At 70.1% G+C, this 16,530-nt stretch carries 19 protein-coding genes; 11 read left to right on the top strand and 8 right to left on the bottom strand.

The window, feature by feature from the left end; all coding sequences use genetic code 11:
- The first annotated feature begins 9 nt into the window (after positions 1-9).
- The 3 genes from arsJ (at position 10) to arsB (ending at position 2,822) form a co-directional block, all read left to right on the top strand.
- Positions 10-1,302, top strand: a complete 1,293-nt coding sequence (arsJ, locus tag JMV16_RS06730; RefSeq protein WP_201493416.1) for an organoarsenical effux MFS transporter ArsJ — start codon at positions 10-12, stop codon at positions 1,300-1,302.
- Positions 1,303-1,325: 23 nt separating this feature from the next.
- Positions 1,326-1,661, top strand: a complete 336-nt coding sequence (locus JMV16_RS06735) for an ArsR/SmtB family transcription factor (RefSeq protein WP_201493482.1) — start codon at positions 1,326-1,328, stop codon at positions 1,659-1,661.
- A 96-nt stretch (positions 1,662-1,757) separates the two neighbouring features.
- A complete protein-coding gene (gene arsB / locus JMV16_RS06740) occupies positions 1,758-2,822 on the top strand; it encodes an ACR3 family arsenite efflux transporter (protein WP_201493418.1) in 1,065 nt (354 codons plus the stop codon).
- Between the two features lie 111 nt (positions 2,823-2,933).
- On the opposite strand, the gene JMV16_RS06745 is transcribed toward arsB, so the two are convergent.
- Positions 2,934-3,998, bottom strand: coding sequence for a tartrate dehydrogenase (locus JMV16_RS06745; protein WP_201493420.1), 1,065 nt, complete (start codon positions 3,996-3,998; stop codon positions 2,934-2,936).
- 151 nt (positions 3,999-4,149) lie between these two features.
- A complete protein-coding gene (locus tag JMV16_RS06750) occupies positions 4,150-4,797 on the bottom strand; it encodes a class II aldolase/adducin family protein (protein ID WP_201493422.1) in 648 nt (215 codons plus the stop codon).
- A gap of 105 nt (positions 4,798-4,902) precedes the next feature.
- Here JMV16_RS06750 and JMV16_RS06755 point away from each other — a divergent pair, with 105 nt between their 5' ends.
- Both JMV16_RS06755 and JMV16_RS06760 read left to right on the top strand, forming a co-directional pair.
- Positions 4,903-5,841, top strand: coding sequence for a DMT family transporter (locus JMV16_RS06755; RefSeq protein WP_201493423.1), 939 nt, complete (start codon positions 4,903-4,905; stop codon positions 5,839-5,841).
- Positions 5,842-5,947: 106 nt separating this feature from the next.
- Positions 5,948-6,163 (top strand): hypothetical protein, encoded by a 216-nt coding sequence (locus tag JMV16_RS06760; protein WP_201493424.1) that lies wholly within the window; start codon positions 5,948-5,950, stop codon positions 6,161-6,163.
- 51 nt (positions 6,164-6,214) lie between these two features.
- Here the strand turns inward: JMV16_RS06760 and JMV16_RS06765 are convergent, their stop codons facing one another.
- On the bottom strand, positions 6,215-6,676 hold the full coding sequence (locus JMV16_RS06765) for a thioredoxin family protein (protein WP_201493425.1): 462 nt from the start codon (positions 6,674-6,676) through the stop codon (positions 6,215-6,217).
- A gap of 150 nt (positions 6,677-6,826) precedes the next feature.
- On the opposite strand from JMV16_RS06765, the gene JMV16_RS06770 reads away from it, so the two are divergent.
- From JMV16_RS06770 to JMV16_RS06780, 3 genes are all read left to right on the top strand, one after another.
- Positions 6,827-7,714 carry an amidohydrolase gene (locus JMV16_RS06770; protein WP_236580396.1) on the top strand — a complete coding sequence of 296 codons (888 nt, stop codon included), beginning with the start codon at positions 6,827-6,829 and terminating at the stop codon, positions 7,712-7,714.
- Positions 7,715-7,782: 68 nt separating this feature from the next.
- Positions 7,783-8,922, top strand: a complete 1,140-nt coding sequence (locus tag JMV16_RS06775) for a DSD1 family PLP-dependent enzyme (protein ID WP_201493427.1) — start codon at positions 7,783-7,785, stop codon at positions 8,920-8,922.
- Between the two features lie 11 nt (positions 8,923-8,933).
- The gene (locus JMV16_RS06780; protein ID WP_201493428.1) at positions 8,934-9,320 is read left to right on the top strand and encodes a RidA family protein; all 387 of its coding nucleotides are present in this window, start codon (positions 8,934-8,936) and stop codon (positions 9,318-9,320) included.
- 63 nt (positions 9,321-9,383) lie between these two features.
- On the opposite strand, the gene JMV16_RS06785 is transcribed toward JMV16_RS06780, so the two are convergent.
- Both JMV16_RS06785 and JMV16_RS06790 read right to left on the bottom strand, forming a co-directional pair.
- The gene (locus tag JMV16_RS06785) at positions 9,384-10,298 is read right to left on the bottom strand and encodes an NF038132 family protein (RefSeq protein WP_201493429.1); all 915 of its coding nucleotides are present in this window, start codon (positions 10,296-10,298) and stop codon (positions 9,384-9,386) included.
- 274 nt (positions 10,299-10,572) lie between these two features.
- Positions 10,573-11,016, bottom strand: coding sequence for a hypothetical protein (locus tag JMV16_RS06790; protein WP_201493430.1), 444 nt, complete (start codon positions 11,014-11,016; stop codon positions 10,573-10,575).
- A gap of 172 nt (positions 11,017-11,188) precedes the next feature.
- On the opposite strand from JMV16_RS06790, the gene JMV16_RS06795 reads away from it, so the two are divergent.
- Positions 11,189-11,668, top strand: coding sequence for a VOC family protein (locus JMV16_RS06795; RefSeq protein ID WP_201493431.1), 480 nt, complete (start codon positions 11,189-11,191; stop codon positions 11,666-11,668).
- A gap of 31 nt (positions 11,669-11,699) precedes the next feature.
- Here JMV16_RS06795 and JMV16_RS06800 read toward each other — a convergent pair whose 3' ends face one another.
- Both JMV16_RS06800 and JMV16_RS06805 read right to left on the bottom strand, forming a co-directional pair.
- Positions 11,700-12,314: a DUF938 domain-containing protein gene (locus JMV16_RS06800; RefSeq protein ID WP_201493433.1), complete on the bottom strand. Its 615-nt coding sequence runs from the start codon at positions 12,312-12,314 to the stop codon at positions 11,700-11,702.
- Complete coding sequence (locus JMV16_RS06805) at positions 12,311-13,156, bottom strand: PA4780 family RIO1-like protein kinase (protein WP_201493434.1); 846 nt, start codon at positions 13,154-13,156, stop codon at positions 12,311-12,313. The genes JMV16_RS06800 and JMV16_RS06805 overlap by 4 nt, the downstream gene beginning before the upstream one ends.
- 114 nt (positions 13,157-13,270) lie before the next feature.
- On the opposite strand from JMV16_RS06805, the gene lplT reads away from it, so the two are divergent.
- Entirely contained in the window at positions 13,271-14,512 is a 1,242-nt protein-coding gene (lplT, locus tag JMV16_RS06810) for a lysophospholipid transporter LplT (protein ID WP_201493486.1), read from the top strand.
- Here lplT and JMV16_RS06815 read toward each other — a convergent pair.
- Positions 14,496-15,746: a glycosyltransferase family 4 protein gene (locus JMV16_RS06815; RefSeq protein ID WP_201493435.1), complete on the bottom strand. Its 1,251-nt coding sequence runs from the start codon at positions 15,744-15,746 to the stop codon at positions 14,496-14,498. The genes lplT and JMV16_RS06815 overlap by 17 nt on opposite strands.
- A 165-nt stretch (positions 15,747-15,911) precedes the next feature.
- On the opposite strand from JMV16_RS06815, the gene JMV16_RS06820 reads away from it, so the two are divergent.
- Positions 15,912-16,520: an Mpo1-like protein gene (locus JMV16_RS06820; protein ID WP_201493436.1), complete on the top strand. Its 609-nt coding sequence runs from the start codon at positions 15,912-15,914 to the stop codon at positions 16,518-16,520.
- The last annotated feature ends 10 nt before the right edge of the window (positions 16,521-16,530 follow it).

Genomic DNA, 16,530 nt, shown 5'->3' on the forward strand with positions numbered 1-16,530 from the left:
GCCGCGCGCATGAACACCGGCACCCGCAACTACGCCATCGTCACGGCCGCCTACTGGGGCTTCACGCTCAGCGACGGCGCGCTGCGCATGCTGGTGCTGCTGCACTTCTACCGCCTGGGCTACTCGCCCTTCACGCTGGCCTTTCTCTTCCTGCTCTATGAGGCCATGGGCGTGGTGGCCAACCTCATCGGCGGCTGGCTGGCCACGCGCTATGGCATCAAGCGCATGCTCAGCGTGGGCCTCTTCACCGAGATCAGCGGCTTTCTGCTGATGTCGGCGCTGTCGCCGTCGTGGTCGGCCGCGCTGTCGGTGGCCTGGGTCGTGGGCGCCCAGGGCATTTGCGGCGTCGCCAAGGATCTGACCAAGACCGCCAGCAAGTCGGCCATCAAGGCCACGGCGGGCGAGGCTTCGGGCCAGCTCTTCAAGTGGGTGGCCTTCTTCACCGGCAGCAAGAACGCGATGAAGGGCGTGGGCTTCTTCCTCGGCGGCCTGCTGCTGCAGGGGCTGGGCTTCCAGGCTGCGCTGTGGACGCTGGCCGGCCTCCTGGCGCTGGTCTTCGTCGGCGTGGTGAGCTTCGTGCCGCCGCTGATGGGCAAGAGCAAGGCCTCGAAGTCGGCCAAGGAGTTGTTCGCCAAGAACCGCGGCATCAACCTGCTGGCCGCCGCGCGGGTGGCGCTTTTCGGTGCGCGCGACGTGTGGTTCGTGGTCGGCGTGCCGGTCTTCCTCTATGCCTCGGGCTGGAACTTCACCATGGTCAGCGGCTTCGTGGCGGCCTGGACCATAGGCTATGGCGTGGTGCAGGCCTTGGCACCCGCCCTCATCCGGCGCAGCGACGATGGTCTCAGCACCGAGGTGCCGGCCGCGCGCCTGTGGTCGGCGCTGCTGGCCGTCGTGCCCGCAGCCCTGGCCGTGCTGGTGGCGATGAAAGTGCCGAACCTGGAATGGGTGGTGGTCGCCGGGCTCGCCCTGTTCGGCTTTGCCTTCGCCGTCAATTCCTCGGTGCATTCCTACCTGGTGCTGGCCTATGCCGGCTCGGAGAAGGCGGCCGAGGATGTCGGCTTCTATTACGCCGCCAATGCGCTGGGCCGCTTCTTCGGCACCCTGCTGTCGGGCCTGCTCTACCAGTGGGGCGGGCTGCTGTTCTCGCTGGCCGGGTCGGCCGCCATGCTCGCCGCCTGCTGGCTGGTGACGCTGGCGCTGCCGGCCACGGCCCCGGGCCGTCGTTTGTCGGCGCTGCCTGGCGACGGCGCCGGTGCGGTGACCACCGCCGACGCGACGGCCCGCGTGAAGGTCCGGCCATGAAGGCCCGCACTGCCCTGCCGAGCATGGACGAGAAGACCGCCGTCACCGCGCTGGCGGCGCTGGCGCAGGAAGTGCGCCTGCGCATCTTTCGCGCGCTGGTGGGCGCCGGGCCCGCCGGCCTGACGCCGGGCGCGCTGTCCGCCCTGCTGGACGTGCCCGGCTCCACGCTGTCGTTCCACCTCAAGGAGCTGACGCATGCCGGCCTCGTGAGCCAGGAGCGCGACGGCCGCCACCTGATCTACCGGCCGTCGCTGGCGCACATGAACGAGCTGCTGGGCTACCTCACGGCGCACTGCTGCCAGGCGTCGGCGCAGGCCGGCTGCGAGTTGCGCGCGCCCTCGGGCTGCAAGACCTGCTGAACGCTGCCGGGCCGTACGGCATCTCCATTGCGGCGGACGCTGGTGGGCCAGGTTGCGCTGCGGCGCGAGACCGAAAATATCGGTGAACAATGGGTCATGTCCACCGCCACCCTGCCCACACCGCCCGCCGCTCCGGCGCCCATGAGCCTGTTCGAGCGCTGGCTCACCGTCTGGGTCTTGCTGTGCATCATCGTCGGCATTGCGCTGGGCCAGTTCTTCCCGGCGCCCTTCCAGGCCATAGGGCGCATGGAGGTGGCCAAGGTCAACCTGCCCGTGGGCCTGCTGATCTGGGTGATGATCATCCCCATGCTGCTGAAGGTGGACTTCGGCGCCCTCGGCGAGGTGAAGCAGCACTGGCGCGGCATCGCCGTCACGCTCTTCGTCAACTGGGCCGTCAAACCTTTCTCGATGGCGCTGCTGGGCTGGGTCTTCATCCGCCATGTCTTCGCGCCCTACCTGCCCGCGGGGCAGGCCGACAGCTATATCGCCGGACTCATCCTGCTCGCCGCAGCGCCCTGCACGGCCATGGTCTTCGTCTGGAGCCGGCTCACCAACGGCCATCCTCTCTTCACGCTCAGCCAGGTGGCGCTGAACGACACCATCATGGTGTTTGCCTTCGCGCCCATCGTGGCGCTGCTGCTGGGTCTGTCGTCCATCACCGTGCCCTGGGACACGCTGATTACCTCGGTCGTGCTCTACATCGTGATCCCGGTGCTCATCGCGCAGCTGGGGCGCAAGGCGCTGCTGGCGCGCGGGCCGGAGGCCCTGGACGCGGCCCTGGCCCGCATCGGTCCCTGGTCGATCACGGCCCTGCTGGCCACCCTGGTGCTGCTCTTCGCCTTCCAGGGCCGGGCCATCCTCGGGCAGCCGCTGGTCATCGCGATGCTGGCCGTGCCCATCCTGATCCAGGTGTTCTTCAACGCGGGCCTGGCCTACGGGCTCAACCGCCAGCTCGGCGAGCGGCACAGCGTGGCCTGTCCCTCGGCCCTGATAGGCGCCAGCAACTTCTTCGAGCTGGCGGTGGCCGCCGCGATCAGCCTGTTCGGCTTCGAGTCGGGTGCGGCGCTGGCCACCGTGGTGGGCGTGCTGATCGAGGTGCCGGTGATGCTGCTGGTGGTGCGCATCGTCAACCGGACCCAGGGCTGGTACGAAAGGGGCTGAGCCTGCGGTGGCCCGGATCGGGCACCCGAGCAGGCCCCATGGGAGGGCCTCTCAGCCTGGCAGGCCGCTCAAGCCCGTTGCAAGCGAAGCAGCGGGCTTCGCGGCCTCGACCTAGATCAGCGCCGCGATGGCCTGCCCCATCTCGGTGGTGTTGGCGCTGCCGCCCAGGTCGGCCGTGCGCGGCCCGCTGGCCAGCACCTGCTCGATGGCCTCGAGGATGGCGTCGTGGGCGGCCTGCTCGCCCAGGAACTGCAGCATCAGCGCCGCGCTCCAGATCATGGCCACCGGGTTGGCGATGTTGCGGCCGTAGATGTCGGGCGCCGAGCCGTGTACCGGCTCGAACAGGCTGGGGAACTTGCGCTCGGGGTTGAGGTTGGCCGAGGGTGCCAGGCCTATGGTGCCGGTGCAGGCCGGGCCCAGGTCGGACAGGATGTCGCCGAACAGGTTGCTGGCCACCACCACGTCGAAGCGGTCCGGCTGCAGCACGAAGCGCGCGGTGAGGATGTCGATGTGCTGCTTGTCGACGGTGATCTGCGGATAGGCCGCGTGCATGGCGTCGGCGCGGCCGTCCCACCAAGGCATGCTGATGGCGATGCCGTTGCTCTTGGTGGCCACCGTCAGGTGCTGGCGCGGGCGCTCGGCGGCGCGCTCGAAGGCGTACTTGAGCACGCGGTCGCTGCCAAAGCGGCTGAACACGTTCTCCTGGATCACGATCTCGCGCTCCGTGCCCTCGTACATGATGCCGCCGAGCTTGGTGTACTCGCCCTCGGTGTTCTCGCGCACGATGAGGAAGTCGATGTCGCCCGGCTTGCGCCCGGCCAGCGGGCAGGGCACGCCTTCGAACAGGCGCACCGGCCGCAGGTTGATGTACTGGTCGAATTCGCGCCGGAACTTGAGCAGGCTGCCCCACAGCGACACGTTGTCGGGCACGGTGGCCGGCCAGCCCACGGCGCCGAAGAGCAGCGCGTCCTGGTCCTGCAGCTGCGTCTTCCAGTCGGCGGGCATCATCTCGCCGTGCGCCGTGTACCAGTCGCAGCTGGCCCATGCCACGGCCTTGGCCTGCAGCCTGAAGCCGAAGCGCTCTTCGGCGCGTGCCAGCACGCGCAGCGCCTCGGGCATCACTTCCTTGCCGATGCCGTCGCCGGGGATGACGGCGATCTTGTGTGTCTTGCCCATGGGTGTTCTTCCTTCTATGCGCTGCGGTGGCGATTGTCGCTGCCGCCATGCCCGTGGGCAGCGCAGCCCTCAGTCACCACTGCCAGGGGGCCACCGAGCAAGACCCTGTGGTCGAGGTAGAGCGCGTCCGTGGCGCTCGGTGCGCCTGCGCTCAGGCTCTTTCCCTGAGCCCGTAGTGCGCGAACTTCGCCACCACGCGCGCAATCTCTTCATCGGGCAGGATGCGCGGCTTGCCCAGCTGCAGCGCGAGGATGTAGAGGTGCGCCAGCGCCTCCATCTCGACGGCCAGCCACATCGCCTTGGCCATGTTGGCGCCAGTGGCGATCATGCCGTGGTGGGCGAGCAGGCAGCCGCTGCGGTTTTCCAGCGCCGCGATGGCCGCCACCGACAGCGCTTCCGTGCCATAGGTGTGGTAGCTGGCGCAGCGGATGCTGGGTCCGCCAGCGCTGGCGATCATGTAGTGCACGGCCGGGATTTCCATGCCCTGGATGGCCAGTGCCGTGCAGTGCGTGGGGTGGGCGTGGACGACGGCGTTGACCTCGGGCCTGGCAACGTAGATGTCGCGGTGGAAGCGCCATTCGCTGCTGGGTGCCAGCGGGTGGTCGAAGCTGCCGTCGAGCTTCATGAAGACGATGTCTTCCGGCTGCAGCGCGTCGTAGGCGATGCCGCTGGGCGTGACCAGCATGCCGTCGGACCAGCGCACGCTCAGGTTGCCTGAGGTGCCCTGGCTGAGCCCGGATGAGTTCATCTTCAGGCCGTGGACGATGATCTCGCGGCGGTGGTCGAACTCCTTGCTCATCTCGGTTCTCCTGGCAATGGGTTGAGGGTGGGCGTGCGCGCCGCGTTCTGCGGCGCACTGAGACAATGAGATTACAGGCCACCCTGGCCGGATCGCCTCTGCCCCATGTCCACCTCCGCACGCAACCACACGCTGCTCGGCATCGCCTTCGTGATGGGCGCGGCAAGTTGCTTCGCCACCATGGACACGACGATCCGCTACATCGGCGCCTACTTCTCGGTGGCCCTGGTGCTGTGGGCGCGCTACGGCCTGCACGCCGCCATCATGACGTTGTGGATCGCGCTGTCGGACAAGGGTTCGTTCAGGAGCGCCAACCCGATGTTCCAGATTGCGCGCGGGGCGCTGCTGGCCTTCTCGTCGACGATGGCATTCGCCGCCCTGCGGCGCATGCCGGTGGCCGAGTTCACCGCCATCGTGATGCTGACGCCGGTGGTGGCCACGCTCATCGCCTGGCTGTGGCTCAAGGAAAGCGTCTCGCGCCTGCGCTGGCTGCTGGTGTTGGGCGGCTTCATCGGGGCGCTGATCGTCGTGCGCCCCGGCAGCGGCATCGTCGGCTGGGCGGCGCTGCTGCCGCTGGCCGCAGCCTTCTCGAATGCCGCCTTCCAGATCATGACCAGCCGCTTCGCGCCGCACGAAGATCCCTACACCACCAACTTCTACACCGGGGTCACCGGCGTCACGCTGGCCACGCCGCTGCTGCTGGCCAGCGTGGCCGATCCCATCGACACCCTGCTGGCCGCGCCCAGCCTCCAGGTCGGCGGCCTGGTGGCGGTGGCGGTGCTCGGCACCACCGGCCACCTGCTGCTCATCCTGGCACTGGGCAAGGCCCCGGCCTCGACCCTGATGCCCTTCCAGTACGTGCAGTTGCTGGTGGCCGCGCTGGCCGGCTACATCGTGTTCGGCCTGGCCCCCGACGGCTGGAGCTGGCTGGGCATGGCCACCATCGGCATCTGCGGCGCCGCCAGCGCCTGGCTGAACGTGCGGGCCGCCGCTGATCGCCATCGGCCGGTGAGCGCCGTCCAGGTCGACACGGTCGCGGAGTGAAGGCACGGGCACAGGCCCGGCCCGAGACGGGAATCCACTTGTTGCGGCGGGTCTTCGTCGTGGCGCATGATGGCGCCCCTCATCCCCAACCGCAGCAGGCACGCAGATGAAGCAGCTCCTCCTGATCTCCCTCGTGTTCGTGGCCGGCAGTGCGCTGGCCTGTCCGGGCGACGCCGCCAAGGAAGCCATGGCGCCCGCGGGCGACAGCAAGGCGGCCGTGGCCGAGAAGGCCAGCCCCAAGGCCAGGGTCGCCGCGGCCAAGGCCGAGCCCAAGGTGGCCGCCAAGGCCGCCCCCGAGGCGCGCAAGGTCGCCGGCCTCTAAAGCACCCGCGGATCGGCGGCGGGCCGCGCGCTCAACAGCGCCGGCCCGTCGTCACTTCGGCGCCGCGTCCAGGCGGGTGAAGAAGTCGTGGATGCCCTGGTCGCCCATCTTGCGGGCGTCGGCGAGTTCGCCTGATCGGGTTGCGGCGGCCGGGCGGCCCTCGGCGTTCAGCAGCACCACCGCCGGGATGCCCTTCTTCAAGGGCACGCCGTAGGTTTCGGCCACGTCGACATTGCGGTCGAAGCGGCCCACGTCCACCTTCACCACCTTGAAGCGCGCGGCGATGAGGGCCGCGCTGGCGCCGCTCTTGAAGGCCGTGTCCAGCATGCGGCAGTCGCCGCACCAGTTGGCGCCGAAGACCACCAGCACCTGCTGGCGCGAGCCGCCGGCCGCGCGCAAGGCCGCGGCGATCTGCGCCTTGGCGTCGGCGGATTCGTCGTAGATCGCCGTGCCGGCCGCGGACGCCGCCAGCGCGAGGAAGGCGGTCAACAAGGCCGCAAGCCGCTTGAGCATGGAAGGCTCCCGTCAGTGAGCGTGGATGGCGCGCCAGTGTAGTGAAGGCCGGCGCTGCCGCCACTGTCGCCGCGGCGGGCCGTCCGGGCGCCGGGGTCTTGGCCTTCGTGCGTAGACTGGGCGCGCCTTGTGCCCGATCTGGAGTCCACCATGCTGCGACCTATCCTCAGACAAGCCCTGGTGCTGGCGGCCTGTGCGCTGGGGCTGGCCCTGCCGGCCCCGGCGCTGGCGCAGCGCTACGCCGGGCCGCTGTTCGATGCCCACCTGCACTACAACGAAGAGGCCTGGATGTCGGAGCATCCGCTCGACGACGCGCTGGGCCGCCTCAAGCGCGCCGGCGTGCGCGCCATCGTCGCCAACAGCAGGCCCAATGACGGCACGAAATCGCTGGCCGCGGCGCGCGAACAGGCCGCCGCGGCCGGGCTCACGGTCGTGCCCTTCGTGCGCCTGTACCGCAACCGCGCCGACTACGGCAGCTGGTTCAACGACGAGACCATCTACGAGATGGTGCTGCGCGAACTCGCGGCCGGAACGGCGGCCGGCCCCTACCGCGGCCTGGGCGAGTTCCACCTCTACGACAGCGCCAATGCCAACGGGCCGGTGGCGCGCAAGCTGATGCAACTGGCCCAGGCCCGGGATCTGGCCGTGCTGGCCCATGTTGACGACGACGCCATCGACAAGCTGATGGCCCACGCGCCGCAGGCGCGGCTGATCTGGGCCCACACCGGCATCGCCGGCGTGCCGGTGGAGCGCGTGCGCGCCCTGCTGCTCAAGTACCCACGGCTAGTCGGCGAGCTGTCCTACCGCCCAGGCCTCACCGGCGCTGGTGGCGGCCTGAGCGACGAGTGGAAGGCGCTGCTCAGCGCCCACAGCGAGCGCTTCGTCATCGGCTCGGACACCTGGATCAACGCCCGCTGGGCCGGCTACGAAAGCCTGATGGCCGACGCGCGGCGCTGGCTGGCCGACCTGCCCGAAGCGGCGGCGCGTCGCATCGCCTGGGACAACGGCGCGGGCCTGTTCGGGCTGGCGCCGCCCTGAGCCTGCGGGCCATCGCCGCAGGTGGTCCGTCACTCGCTAAAGTGCCGCCAGGCAACCGGACGCAGAGCATGCCCCACCTGACCGAACTCGATACACCCGCCGCCCTCGTCGACATCCCTTGCATGCAGCGCAACATCGCGCGCATGCAGCAGCGCATGGAGGGGCTGGGCGTCAAGTTCCGCCCCCATGTCAAGACCAGCAAGTGCTTGCCGGTGGTGCAGGCGCAGCTCGAAGCGGGCGCCCAAGGCATCACCGTCTCCACGCTCAAGGAAGCCGAGCAGTTCTGGGCCGCGGGCATCGCCGACATCCTCTACGCGGTGTGCATCGTGCCGGCCAGGCTGCCCCAGGTGCTGGCGCTGCGCCGCCAGGGCTGCGGGCTCAAGATCATCACCGACAGCCTGGCCGGTGCCGAGGCCATCGCGCGCTTCGGCCGGCAGCAGGGCGAGGCCTTCGAGGTGTGGATCGAGGTCGACGTCGACGGCCATCGCTCCGGCATTGCGCCCGAGGCCGAAGCCTTGCTGGCCGTGGGCCGGGCGCTGCACGCCGGCGGCATGAAGCTGGGTGGCGTGATGGCCCACGCCGGCGCCAGCTACGAATGCGACGAGCCCGTGGCGCTGCGCCGCATCGCCGAACAGGAGCGCGCCGGCACGGTGCGCGCGGCAAACAGGCTGCGCCAGGCGGGCCTGCCCTGCCCGGCGGTGAGCGTGGGCTCGACCCCGACGGCCCTGTCGGCGCAGAGCCTGGAAGGCGTCACGGAGGTGCGTGCCGGCGTCTACGTCTTCTTCGACCTGGTGATGCACAACGTGGGCGTCTGCCCGTTGCAGGACATCGCCCTGTCGGTGCTCACCACCGTCATCGGCCACCAGCCCGAGAAAGGCTGGGCCATCGTCGACGCCGGCTGGATGGCCATGAGCCGCGACCGCGGCACGCACAAGCAGAGGCGCGATTTCGGCTACGGCCAGGTCTGCAGCGAAGCCGGCGAGCCGATCACGGGCTATGTGATGGACGGCGCCAACCAGGAGCACGGCATCGTCTGCCGCCAGGGTGGGGGCGAGATCGATGGCGACATCGAACGGCGCTTTCCGCTCGGCACGCGGCTGCGCATCCTGCCCAACCACGCCTGCGCCACCGCGGCGCAGCACCCGGTGTACCAGGCACTGGGGCCTGACGGCCAGGCCCGGGCCTGGCCCCGCTTCTACGGATGGTGAGACGAGCCGCCATGACGCTGCAATCCATCAACCCCGAGGCGAACGCGCGGCCGGGCGGCCACTATTCCCACGGCACGGTCGCCAACGGCTTTGTCTTCGTGTCGGGCCAACTGCCCATCGCAACCAGCGGCGAGAAGCGTGTCGACGCCAGCTTCGCCGAGCAGACCCGCCAGGTGCTGGCCAACGTCGAAGCCGTGCTGACGGCCTGCGGCAGCGGCATCGACTGCCTGGTGCAGGTGCGCGTCTACATCGACGACCTGGCGCACTGGCCGGAGTTCAATGCGCTCTACGCCCAGTGGGCCCAGGCCAGCCGCCCTTCCCGCGCGGTGGTGCCCACCGGGGCACTGCACCATGGCTTGAAGATCGAGGTGGAGGCGGTGGCCGTGGTCAGGGCCTGACCGCGCGTGGTTGCGCGCGTGGCGGCGGGAAGCCGCTGCCGCCGTGGGCCTGCGGCGGGCCGATCAGGCCTGCGCGGCCACCGGCTTGCGCCTGCGCATGCCGCCCAGGCCGAAGGCCGCCAGGCCGGCCAGGGCCATGGCCAGCGCGCTGGGTTCCGGCACGGTGGTGGTGACGACGCCGGCGTAGTCGAAGGCCAGGCCCGAGTTGTAGGCCTCGTCACCGAAGTTGGTGACGCCTACCTCGAGCTTGTAGGTGCCGGCGCCGAGCACGAGGTGCGAATTCAGCCAGCCGGTCTGGCCGCAGTTGGCGCCTTCGTAGCAGAAGCTCGTATCGAAGCTGCCCAGCTGGCTCCACAGCGGCGACACCATGTCCGTCTTGGAGAAGATCGTCGTGTTGGTGAGGGTGTCGAAGAACGAAACCATCGGCGCGAGCTGCATGTTCCAGTCCTTGAACCCGACCAGGGTCGCCCTGGGGTCGAAGTCCCTGCCGACCAGGCCGCCCGGGATGATGCCGCTGCTGCCTTTTTGGGAGCTGCGCGCGGTGAACATCCATGCCGCGGTGGATTCGGTGCTGCCGACGACGCGGATCACGCGGGCCCAGCCATAGTCGGCGTAACCCGAGCCGTCGGAGGTGATGTAGTTGAGGAACACGTCAAGCGTCTGGCCGGCCTGGGCGGTAAAGGCGCCGGAGGTCCACTTCGAGCCGTTGGTCTCGGCCGCGGCCAGATTGCCGCCGGAGTCTGCCGTGATCGACGAAACGCCCGTGGCCGACGATCCGAAGGTGGTCACATAGCCATAGCTCGAATGGCCGGCGATCGGCGACAGGCCGACGCTGGAATCGACGCCATCGACGCCGCAGGCGCCGACGCAGGTCCATGTCGCCAGATTGGCGGGCGGCGTGACCGCGACGGCCAGTGCCGCCGTGGGCAGCAGGGCGGCGACGGCAAGGGCCTTGCCCAGGCGAAGAATCGAGTACATCGGTGGATTCACGGAAATCAGGGGTTGCTCTTGCGGGGCCGGTGTCCCGGGAAGTGGCCCTAGAACCCAACAGAGAGTGGGGTCATCGAATAAATACAGGACAAGTTCTGTCGGGCATAGGCCGTTCAAACATCATCGGCAAGACACGGCACAGATTGCGGGCCGGAACTGCCGCCGGACACTGCGCTGCACATGGGGTGCTTGCAAGCCATGCCCGCCTCGGGACCAGCTCCCCGCCATCGCCCTGCGACCCTTGTTTCACCGGCCCGCGCGTCTAGTGCAACACGCCCCGCAAGGCCATGCGGCGCGCATAGGCGGTAAAGGCCAGCAGCAGCACGGCAATGACGGCACTGGTGACCGCCATCTGCGTGCCCATCAAGGCGCCGGCACCGCTCAGGACATAGGTGTGGAACAGGCTCACCAGAAAGGCCGCCAGCGACACCACGAAGACCGGCAGCGCCAGCCTGCGCCGCATCAGCAGCAGGAGGGAGGCGCCGAAGGCGCCGAAGACGCCGATGGCCCAGACCCCCATCATCCAGGCCGGCAGCGCCTGGTAGTGGGCAACCTGTTCCGGCGTCATGCCGGCGCTGGCCAGGTAGGCCGGGCCCTGGGCCAGGTTCATCACGTAGTCGAACACGCCCACGGCGTTGAACAACAGGGCCAGGGTGCCCACGCCCCAGATGTGCCAGGGCGTTTTCGCGCCTGCTGCTTGTGCCATGGTTACCTCCGATGATTGGGCGAGCGTGGCGCAAATTAGCACAGGCCAACGGCGATGCGTGATGCGACGGGGCGCCGTTCGTGGGGGTGACGGTCCGCGAAGAGGCCATGGCCTTTGGTGAGGGCGAGGCCTGCCTCTATGCTTGTTGGAGACAGACAACCGGAGAACCGCCATGGCCGCCAGGAACACGATCTGCCTCTGGTACGACGGCACCGCGCTCGATGCCGCGCACTTCTATGCCGCCACCTTCGCGGACAGCGCGGTGGGCGCCGTCCATCGCGCGCCGGCCGACTACCCATCGGGCAAGCAGGGCGATGTGCTGACGGTGGAGTTCAGCGTCCTGGGCATTCCCTGCCTGGGCCTCAACGGCGGCCCGGCCTTCAGGCACAGCGAGGCCTTCTCGTTCCAGGTGGCCACCGACGACCAGGCCGAGACCGACCGCCTGTGGCACGCCATCGTCGACAACGGCGGCCAGGCCAGCGCCTGCGGCTGGTGCAAGGACCGCTGGGGCCTGTCGTGGCAGATCACGCCGCGCGCCCTGATGGCCGCGATTGCCGACCCCGACCGCGCCGCCGCCCAGCGCGCCTTTGAGGCGATGATGGAGATGGGCAAGATCGACATCGCCGCCATAGAAGCGGCGCGCCGAGGCTGAGCCGCGGCGCGTTCAGGCTTGCGCGACGGGCTCAGCCCGGGCCGGCACGGCCGAACACGAACAAGCCGTTGTTGGCCGGCAGGGCCACCCGCTCCCGCAGCACCAGGCTGGCCCGGCCCGCCTCGCGCTCGACATCGACCAGGCGGCGCAGGCCCCAGGCCGGGTTGCGCTCGCGCAGGCTGGCGTCGAAGGCCAGGTTGCCGGGCGCGGTGATCACGCCATCGATGAGCATCGGGCCGTAGAGGATCAGCAGCCCGTTGTTCGCCAGATGGCGCGCGGCGCCCTGCATCAGCGCCGCCGTGCAGGGCCAGGGCGAGATGTGGATCATGTTGGCGCAGTAGACGGCGTCCAGCCGCGCCGGCACGGCAGGCCAGGCCGGGGCGAGCACGTCCAGCTGCAATGGCGGGCGCACGTTGGCCAGCCCGGCGCACCAGGCCGCGATGCCGGGCAGCGACGCGGCGTCGCCATCGCTGGGCCACCAGTCCCAGGCGGGCAGGGCGGCGGCAAAGTGGGCCGCGTGCTGGCCGCTGCCGGCGGCAACTTCCAGCATCGTGCCGCGGGGCGGCAGCAGGCGCAGCAGTTCGGCCAGGATGGGCGCGCGGTTGCGCTCGGCGGCGGCACTGAAGGGGCGGGCATCGGGACTCATGCCAGCCCCATGCGCAGGCGGCGCGCTGCGTCCTCGGCGCTTGCGTCGGCGATCTCGCGCAGCACGCCCTGCACATCGGTGGCGCGCTGGGGCGGCGTGTAGTGGCCGGTGAGTACCGCCGTCTGCAGCGGCACGCCGCGGCTGTAGAGATCCCATATCTCGGGCCCGTAGCGGGTGGCCAGCAGCGCTGGCGCGAAGCGGCCGAAGAAGTCGCGCAGATTGGCCACGTCGCGCAGCAGCATGCGCTGGGCGTGGTTGTTGCCCGCGGCGTCCACGGCCTGCGGCAGGTCGATGATGACCGGCCCGTCGGCGGCCATCAGCACGTTGAACTCCGACAGGTCGCCGTGTACGACGCCGGCGCCCAGCATGCGCAGCACCTCCTGGATCAGCCTGTCGTGGTGGGCGATGGCCTCGGCCTCGTCGAACTGCAGGTCGTTCAGGCGCGGTGCGGCATGGCCCTCGGCGTCCGTCACCAGTTCCATCAGCAGCACGCCGTCGAGAAAATGCCCGGGCCGCGGCACGCGCACGCCGGCGGCGGCCAGGCGGCGCAGCGCGTCGACCTCGGCGCTCTGCCAGGCGGCCTCCTGCATCTCGCGGCCGTAGCGCGTGCCCTTGGCCATGGCGCGTGCGGCGCGGCTGTTCTTGACCTTGCGGTTCTCGGTGTAGTCCACCGCCTGGCGGAAGCTGCGCTGCTCGGCCTCCTTGTAGACCTTGGCGGCGCGCATCTCGTCGCCGCAGCGCACGACATAGACCTTGGCCTCCTTGCCGCTCATCAGCTGACGCAGCACCTCGTCGATCAGGCCTTCGTCGAGCAGGGGCTGCAGGCGGGCAGGGGTTTTCATCGCTGGATTCTGCGCTGCCGCGGCCGGGCGCGCGGGGCGTCACCGATTCGTCGCGCGGCGGTCACGCGCCTGGCATGGCGCGGCAGTGCAATCAGCGGTTTGCACCGCGTGCCCATGCCCCCTGGCTTTCACCTGCTCATCGCCGCGCAGTTCGTTTCGGCCCTGGCCGACAACGCCCTGCTCATCGTCGCCATCGCCCTGCTGCAGCAGCAAGGCCACCCGGCCTGGTGGGCACCGCTGCTGAAGTTCTTCTTCACCATCGCCTATGTGGTGCTGGCGCCCTTCGTGGGGCCGCTGGCCGATGCCTTTGTGAAGGCGCGGTTGATGATGGCCATGAACGCGCTCAAGGTGCTGGGCGTGCTGGCGCTGTTGTGCGGGCTGAACCCGCTGCTGGCCATGGCCATCATCGGTGTCGGCGCCGCCGCCTATGCGCCGGCCAAGTACGGCCTCGTGACTGAACTCGTGCCGGCGCGGCGCCTGGTGGCGGCCAATGGCTGGATCGAGGTCTCCACCGTCTGCGCCGTGCTGCTGGGCGCGGTGCTGGGCGGCGCGCTCATCAGCCCGGCCGCCACGCGCCTGGCCCTGCAGGGGTGGCCGGCGCTGGCGCCGCTGGACGCCGCCACGGCCCTGCTGCTGGCCTTCTACGCCCTGGCCGCGCTGCTCAACCTGGGCATCCCCGACAGCGGCGCGCGCTACCGCCGCGCCCACCGTGCGCCGCTGGCGCTGCTGCGCTCCTTCGGGCGTGCGCAGCGCCGGTTGTGGCGCGACGCCGAGGGCGGGCTGTCGATGGCGGTGACGACGCTGTTCTGGGGCGCTGCCGCGGTGATGCAGTTCGCCGTGCTGCGCTGGGCCGTGGACGTGCTGGGCCTGCCGCTGGACCGCGCCGCCTACCTGCAGGCCATGGTGGCGGTGGGCATCGTCGCCGGCGCGGCGCTGGCCGGCCATCGCGTGAGCCTGGACCAGGCCTGGCGCGTGCTGCCGCTGGGCGTGGCCATGGGCGTGGCCGTGCCGCTGCTGGCGCTGGTGGACCACTGGCTGCCGGCGCTGCCCCTGCTGGCCGCGGCGGGGGCGCTGGGCGGCGCCCTGGTGGTGCCGCTGAACGCACTGCTGCAGCACCGCGGCCACCAGTTGCTGACCGCCGGCCGCTCCATCGCGGTGCAGAACTTCAACGAGAACCTGAGCGTGCTGGTGATGCTGGCGGCCTTTGCCGGCCTGCTGGCGCTGGACTGCGACATCCGCAGCATCATGGTGGCGCTGGGTCTGTTGGTGGCCGGTTGCGTGGCCGTGCTCTACCTGCGCGAACGTGTACGCCGCCGCGGGCCCGCGGCGGCCGGCGTCTTCACGCCGCCGGCATGACACCGGCCCAGGCCACGCGGGGCTGCGGCCAGGGTTGGGCCATGGCCTGGGCATAGGCCGCCTCGACCGCATCGACGATGCGGCCCCAGTCCATGCGCCTGGCGGTCGTGCGGGCCTCCAGGCCCAGGGCGCGTGCCCGCGGCAGGTCGCCCCCCAGTTGCCGCGCCAGGTGGCTGAAGAGGGCGCCGTCGCCGCTGGGCGCCAGCAGGCCGTTGTGGCCATGGCGTATCAGCTCGCCCGCCGCCGCCTGGTCGTAGGCGACGACAGCCAGGCCGCTGGCCATGGCCTCCATCACCACATTGCCGAAGGTCTCGGTCTGGCTGGCGAAGAGAAAGACATCGGCCGAGGCGTAATGGGCCGCCAGATCGTCACCGCGACGCAGGCCGGCGAAGACGACCTCGGGGTGGGTCTGCTCCAGCCGGGCCTTGTCGGGCCCGTCGCCCACCAGCACCAGGCGCATGGCGGGCTCGGCCTCGCGCATGGCCGCGGCGGCGTCCAGCACGGCCTGCAGGTTCTTCTCGGGCGCGATGCGGCCCACGCACATGGCCACCAGCGTGTCGGGCCGCGCACCCCAGGCCGCGCGCAGGGCATCGCTGCGCCGTGCCGGATCGAAGCGCTGCGTGTCCACGCCGCGCGAGACCACCTGCACGCGCTGGAAGCGGCTGGCTTCCAGCTCGCGCCTGAGGGCATCGGTGGGCACCATGGTGCAGGCGCAGCGGTTATGGAACTTGCGCAGATAGGCCATGATGGGCGCGCGCATCCAGCCCACGCCGTAATGCTTGCTGTAGGCGTGGAAGTTGGTGCGGAAGTCGCTCACCACCGGCAGCTTGAGCTGGGCCGCCGCCTGCAGCGCCGACCAGCCCAGCGGGCCTTCGGTGACCAGGTGTACCAGGTCGGGCCGGCGTGCTGTCCACAGCCGCACCAGGGCGCGGCGCGAAGGCAGGCCCATCTTCAGCTGCGGGTAGCGCGGAATGGGCAGGCCGCGCATCAGCACCTCGGCGAAGCGGCCGCCGTCGGTGTCGCTGTCGTTGGGGCTGTCGGTGCGGTCCTGGCGCGGCCGCACCAGTTGCAGTTCGTGGCCGCGCTGCAGCAGGCCATCGACCACGCGCGAGACGGTGGCGGCGACGCCGTTCACTTCAGGCGGGTAGGTCTCGGTGACCACGGCCACGCGCAGCGAGCGCTGCACGGGCAGCAGGTTGTCGACCATGAGCAGATCGCGGGGAGTGGGCGTCATGCGCGCATGCTCGCCGCCGCTCGCAACAGTTCGATGACAGGGCCGCGGGATGTGGCGCCGGCCTGGGACGACATGCTCCTGTCATGCCCGCTACACGCAGGCTTCACGGCGCGCAGTCACGATGCCGTCACCGGACCGTCCGGCATTCGAGCAAAGGAAACCAAGGTGAGCCGATTTCTCAAACTGCTGGCGCTGCAGCGCTGGGACGACCATCGCTACTACCACCAGAGCCGCATCAACCAGTCGCTGCACTTCATCAGCGCGGTGAGTTTCCTGTGCGCCTATGTCGTGCTGTTCTTCGATCCCGCGCTGGCGGCGCTGATCGCCTGGCTGGTGTCCATGACCACGCGCCAGGCCGGGCACTTCTTTTTCGAGCCGCGCGGCTACGACCATGTCAACCAGGCCAGCGACGAGCACAAGGAAGCCATCAAGGTGGGCTACAACCTGCGCCGCAAGATCGTGCTGCTGAGCGTGTGGGCGCTGCTGCCGCTGCTGCTGTGGCTGCTGCCGGACATGGGGGGGCTGATCGTGCCGGCCGTGGGCGTGCAGGCCTGGTTGCACGATGTCGGCATGGCCTGGCTGGCGCTGGGCGTGGGTGGCGTGCTGCTGCGCACCGTGCATCTGTTCTTCATGCAGGGCGTGCTGGCCGGGCTGGCCTGGGCCACCAAGATCCTGACCGACCCGTTCCACGACATCATGCTGTACTGGCGCGCGCCGCTGCACCTGCTGCGCGGCGAACTGCTGGACCCGATGCATCACGTCCGGGGCCACTGAAACGCCGTTT

It is taken from the genome of Rubrivivax sp. A210, from assembly GCF_904426505.1.
Lineage (GTDB): Bacteria > Pseudomonadota > Gammaproteobacteria > Burkholderiales > Burkholderiaceae_C > Rubrivivax.

Coding starts and splice junctions, on each gene's coding strand:
- arsJ (WP_201493416.1), top strand. CDS start 10: ATGAACACCGGCACCCGCAACTACGCCATCGTCACGGCCGCCTACTGG.
- JMV16_RS06735 (WP_201493482.1), top strand. CDS start 1,326: ATGGACGAGAAGACCGCCGTCACCGCGCTGGCGGCGCTGGCGCAGGAA.
- arsB (WP_201493418.1), top strand. CDS start 1,758: ATGTCCACCGCCACCCTGCCCACACCGCCCGCCGCTCCGGCGCCCATG.
- JMV16_RS06745 (WP_201493420.1), bottom strand. CDS start 3,998: ATGGGCAAGACACACAAGATCGCCGTCATCCCCGGCGACGGCATCGGC.
- JMV16_RS06750 (WP_201493422.1), bottom strand. CDS start 4,797: ATGAGCAAGGAGTTCGACCACCGCCGCGAGATCATCGTCCACGGCCTG.
- JMV16_RS06755 (WP_201493423.1), top strand. CDS start 4,903: ATGTCCACCTCCGCACGCAACCACACGCTGCTCGGCATCGCCTTCGTG.
- JMV16_RS06760 (WP_201493424.1), top strand. CDS start 5,948: ATGAAGCAGCTCCTCCTGATCTCCCTCGTGTTCGTGGCCGGCAGTGCG.
- JMV16_RS06765 (WP_201493425.1), bottom strand. CDS start 6,676: ATGCTCAAGCGGCTTGCGGCCTTGTTGACCGCCTTCCTCGCGCTGGCG.
- JMV16_RS06770 (WP_236580396.1), top strand. CDS start 6,827: ATGCTGCGACCTATCCTCAGACAAGCCCTGGTGCTGGCGGCCTGTGCG.
- JMV16_RS06775 (WP_201493427.1), top strand. CDS start 7,783: ATGCCCCACCTGACCGAACTCGATACACCCGCCGCCCTCGTCGACATC.
- JMV16_RS06780 (WP_201493428.1), top strand. CDS start 8,934: ATGACGCTGCAATCCATCAACCCCGAGGCGAACGCGCGGCCGGGCGGC.
- JMV16_RS06785 (WP_201493429.1), bottom strand. CDS start 10,298: ATGTACTCGATTCTTCGCCTGGGCAAGGCCCTTGCCGTCGCCGCCCTG.
- JMV16_RS06790 (WP_201493430.1), bottom strand. CDS start 11,016: ATGGCACAAGCAGCAGGCGCGAAAACGCCCTGGCACATCTGGGGCGTG.
- JMV16_RS06795 (WP_201493431.1), top strand. CDS start 11,189: ATGGCCGCCAGGAACACGATCTGCCTCTGGTACGACGGCACCGCGCTC.
- JMV16_RS06800 (WP_201493433.1), bottom strand. CDS start 12,314: ATGAGTCCCGATGCCCGCCCCTTCAGTGCCGCCGCCGAGCGCAACCGC.
- JMV16_RS06805 (WP_201493434.1), bottom strand. CDS start 13,156: ATGAAAACCCCTGCCCGCCTGCAGCCCCTGCTCGACGAAGGCCTGATC.
- lplT (WP_201493486.1), top strand. CDS start 13,271: ATGCCCCCTGGCTTTCACCTGCTCATCGCCGCGCAGTTCGTTTCGGCC.
- JMV16_RS06815 (WP_201493435.1), bottom strand. CDS start 15,746: ATGACGCCCACTCCCCGCGATCTGCTCATGGTCGACAACCTGCTGCCC.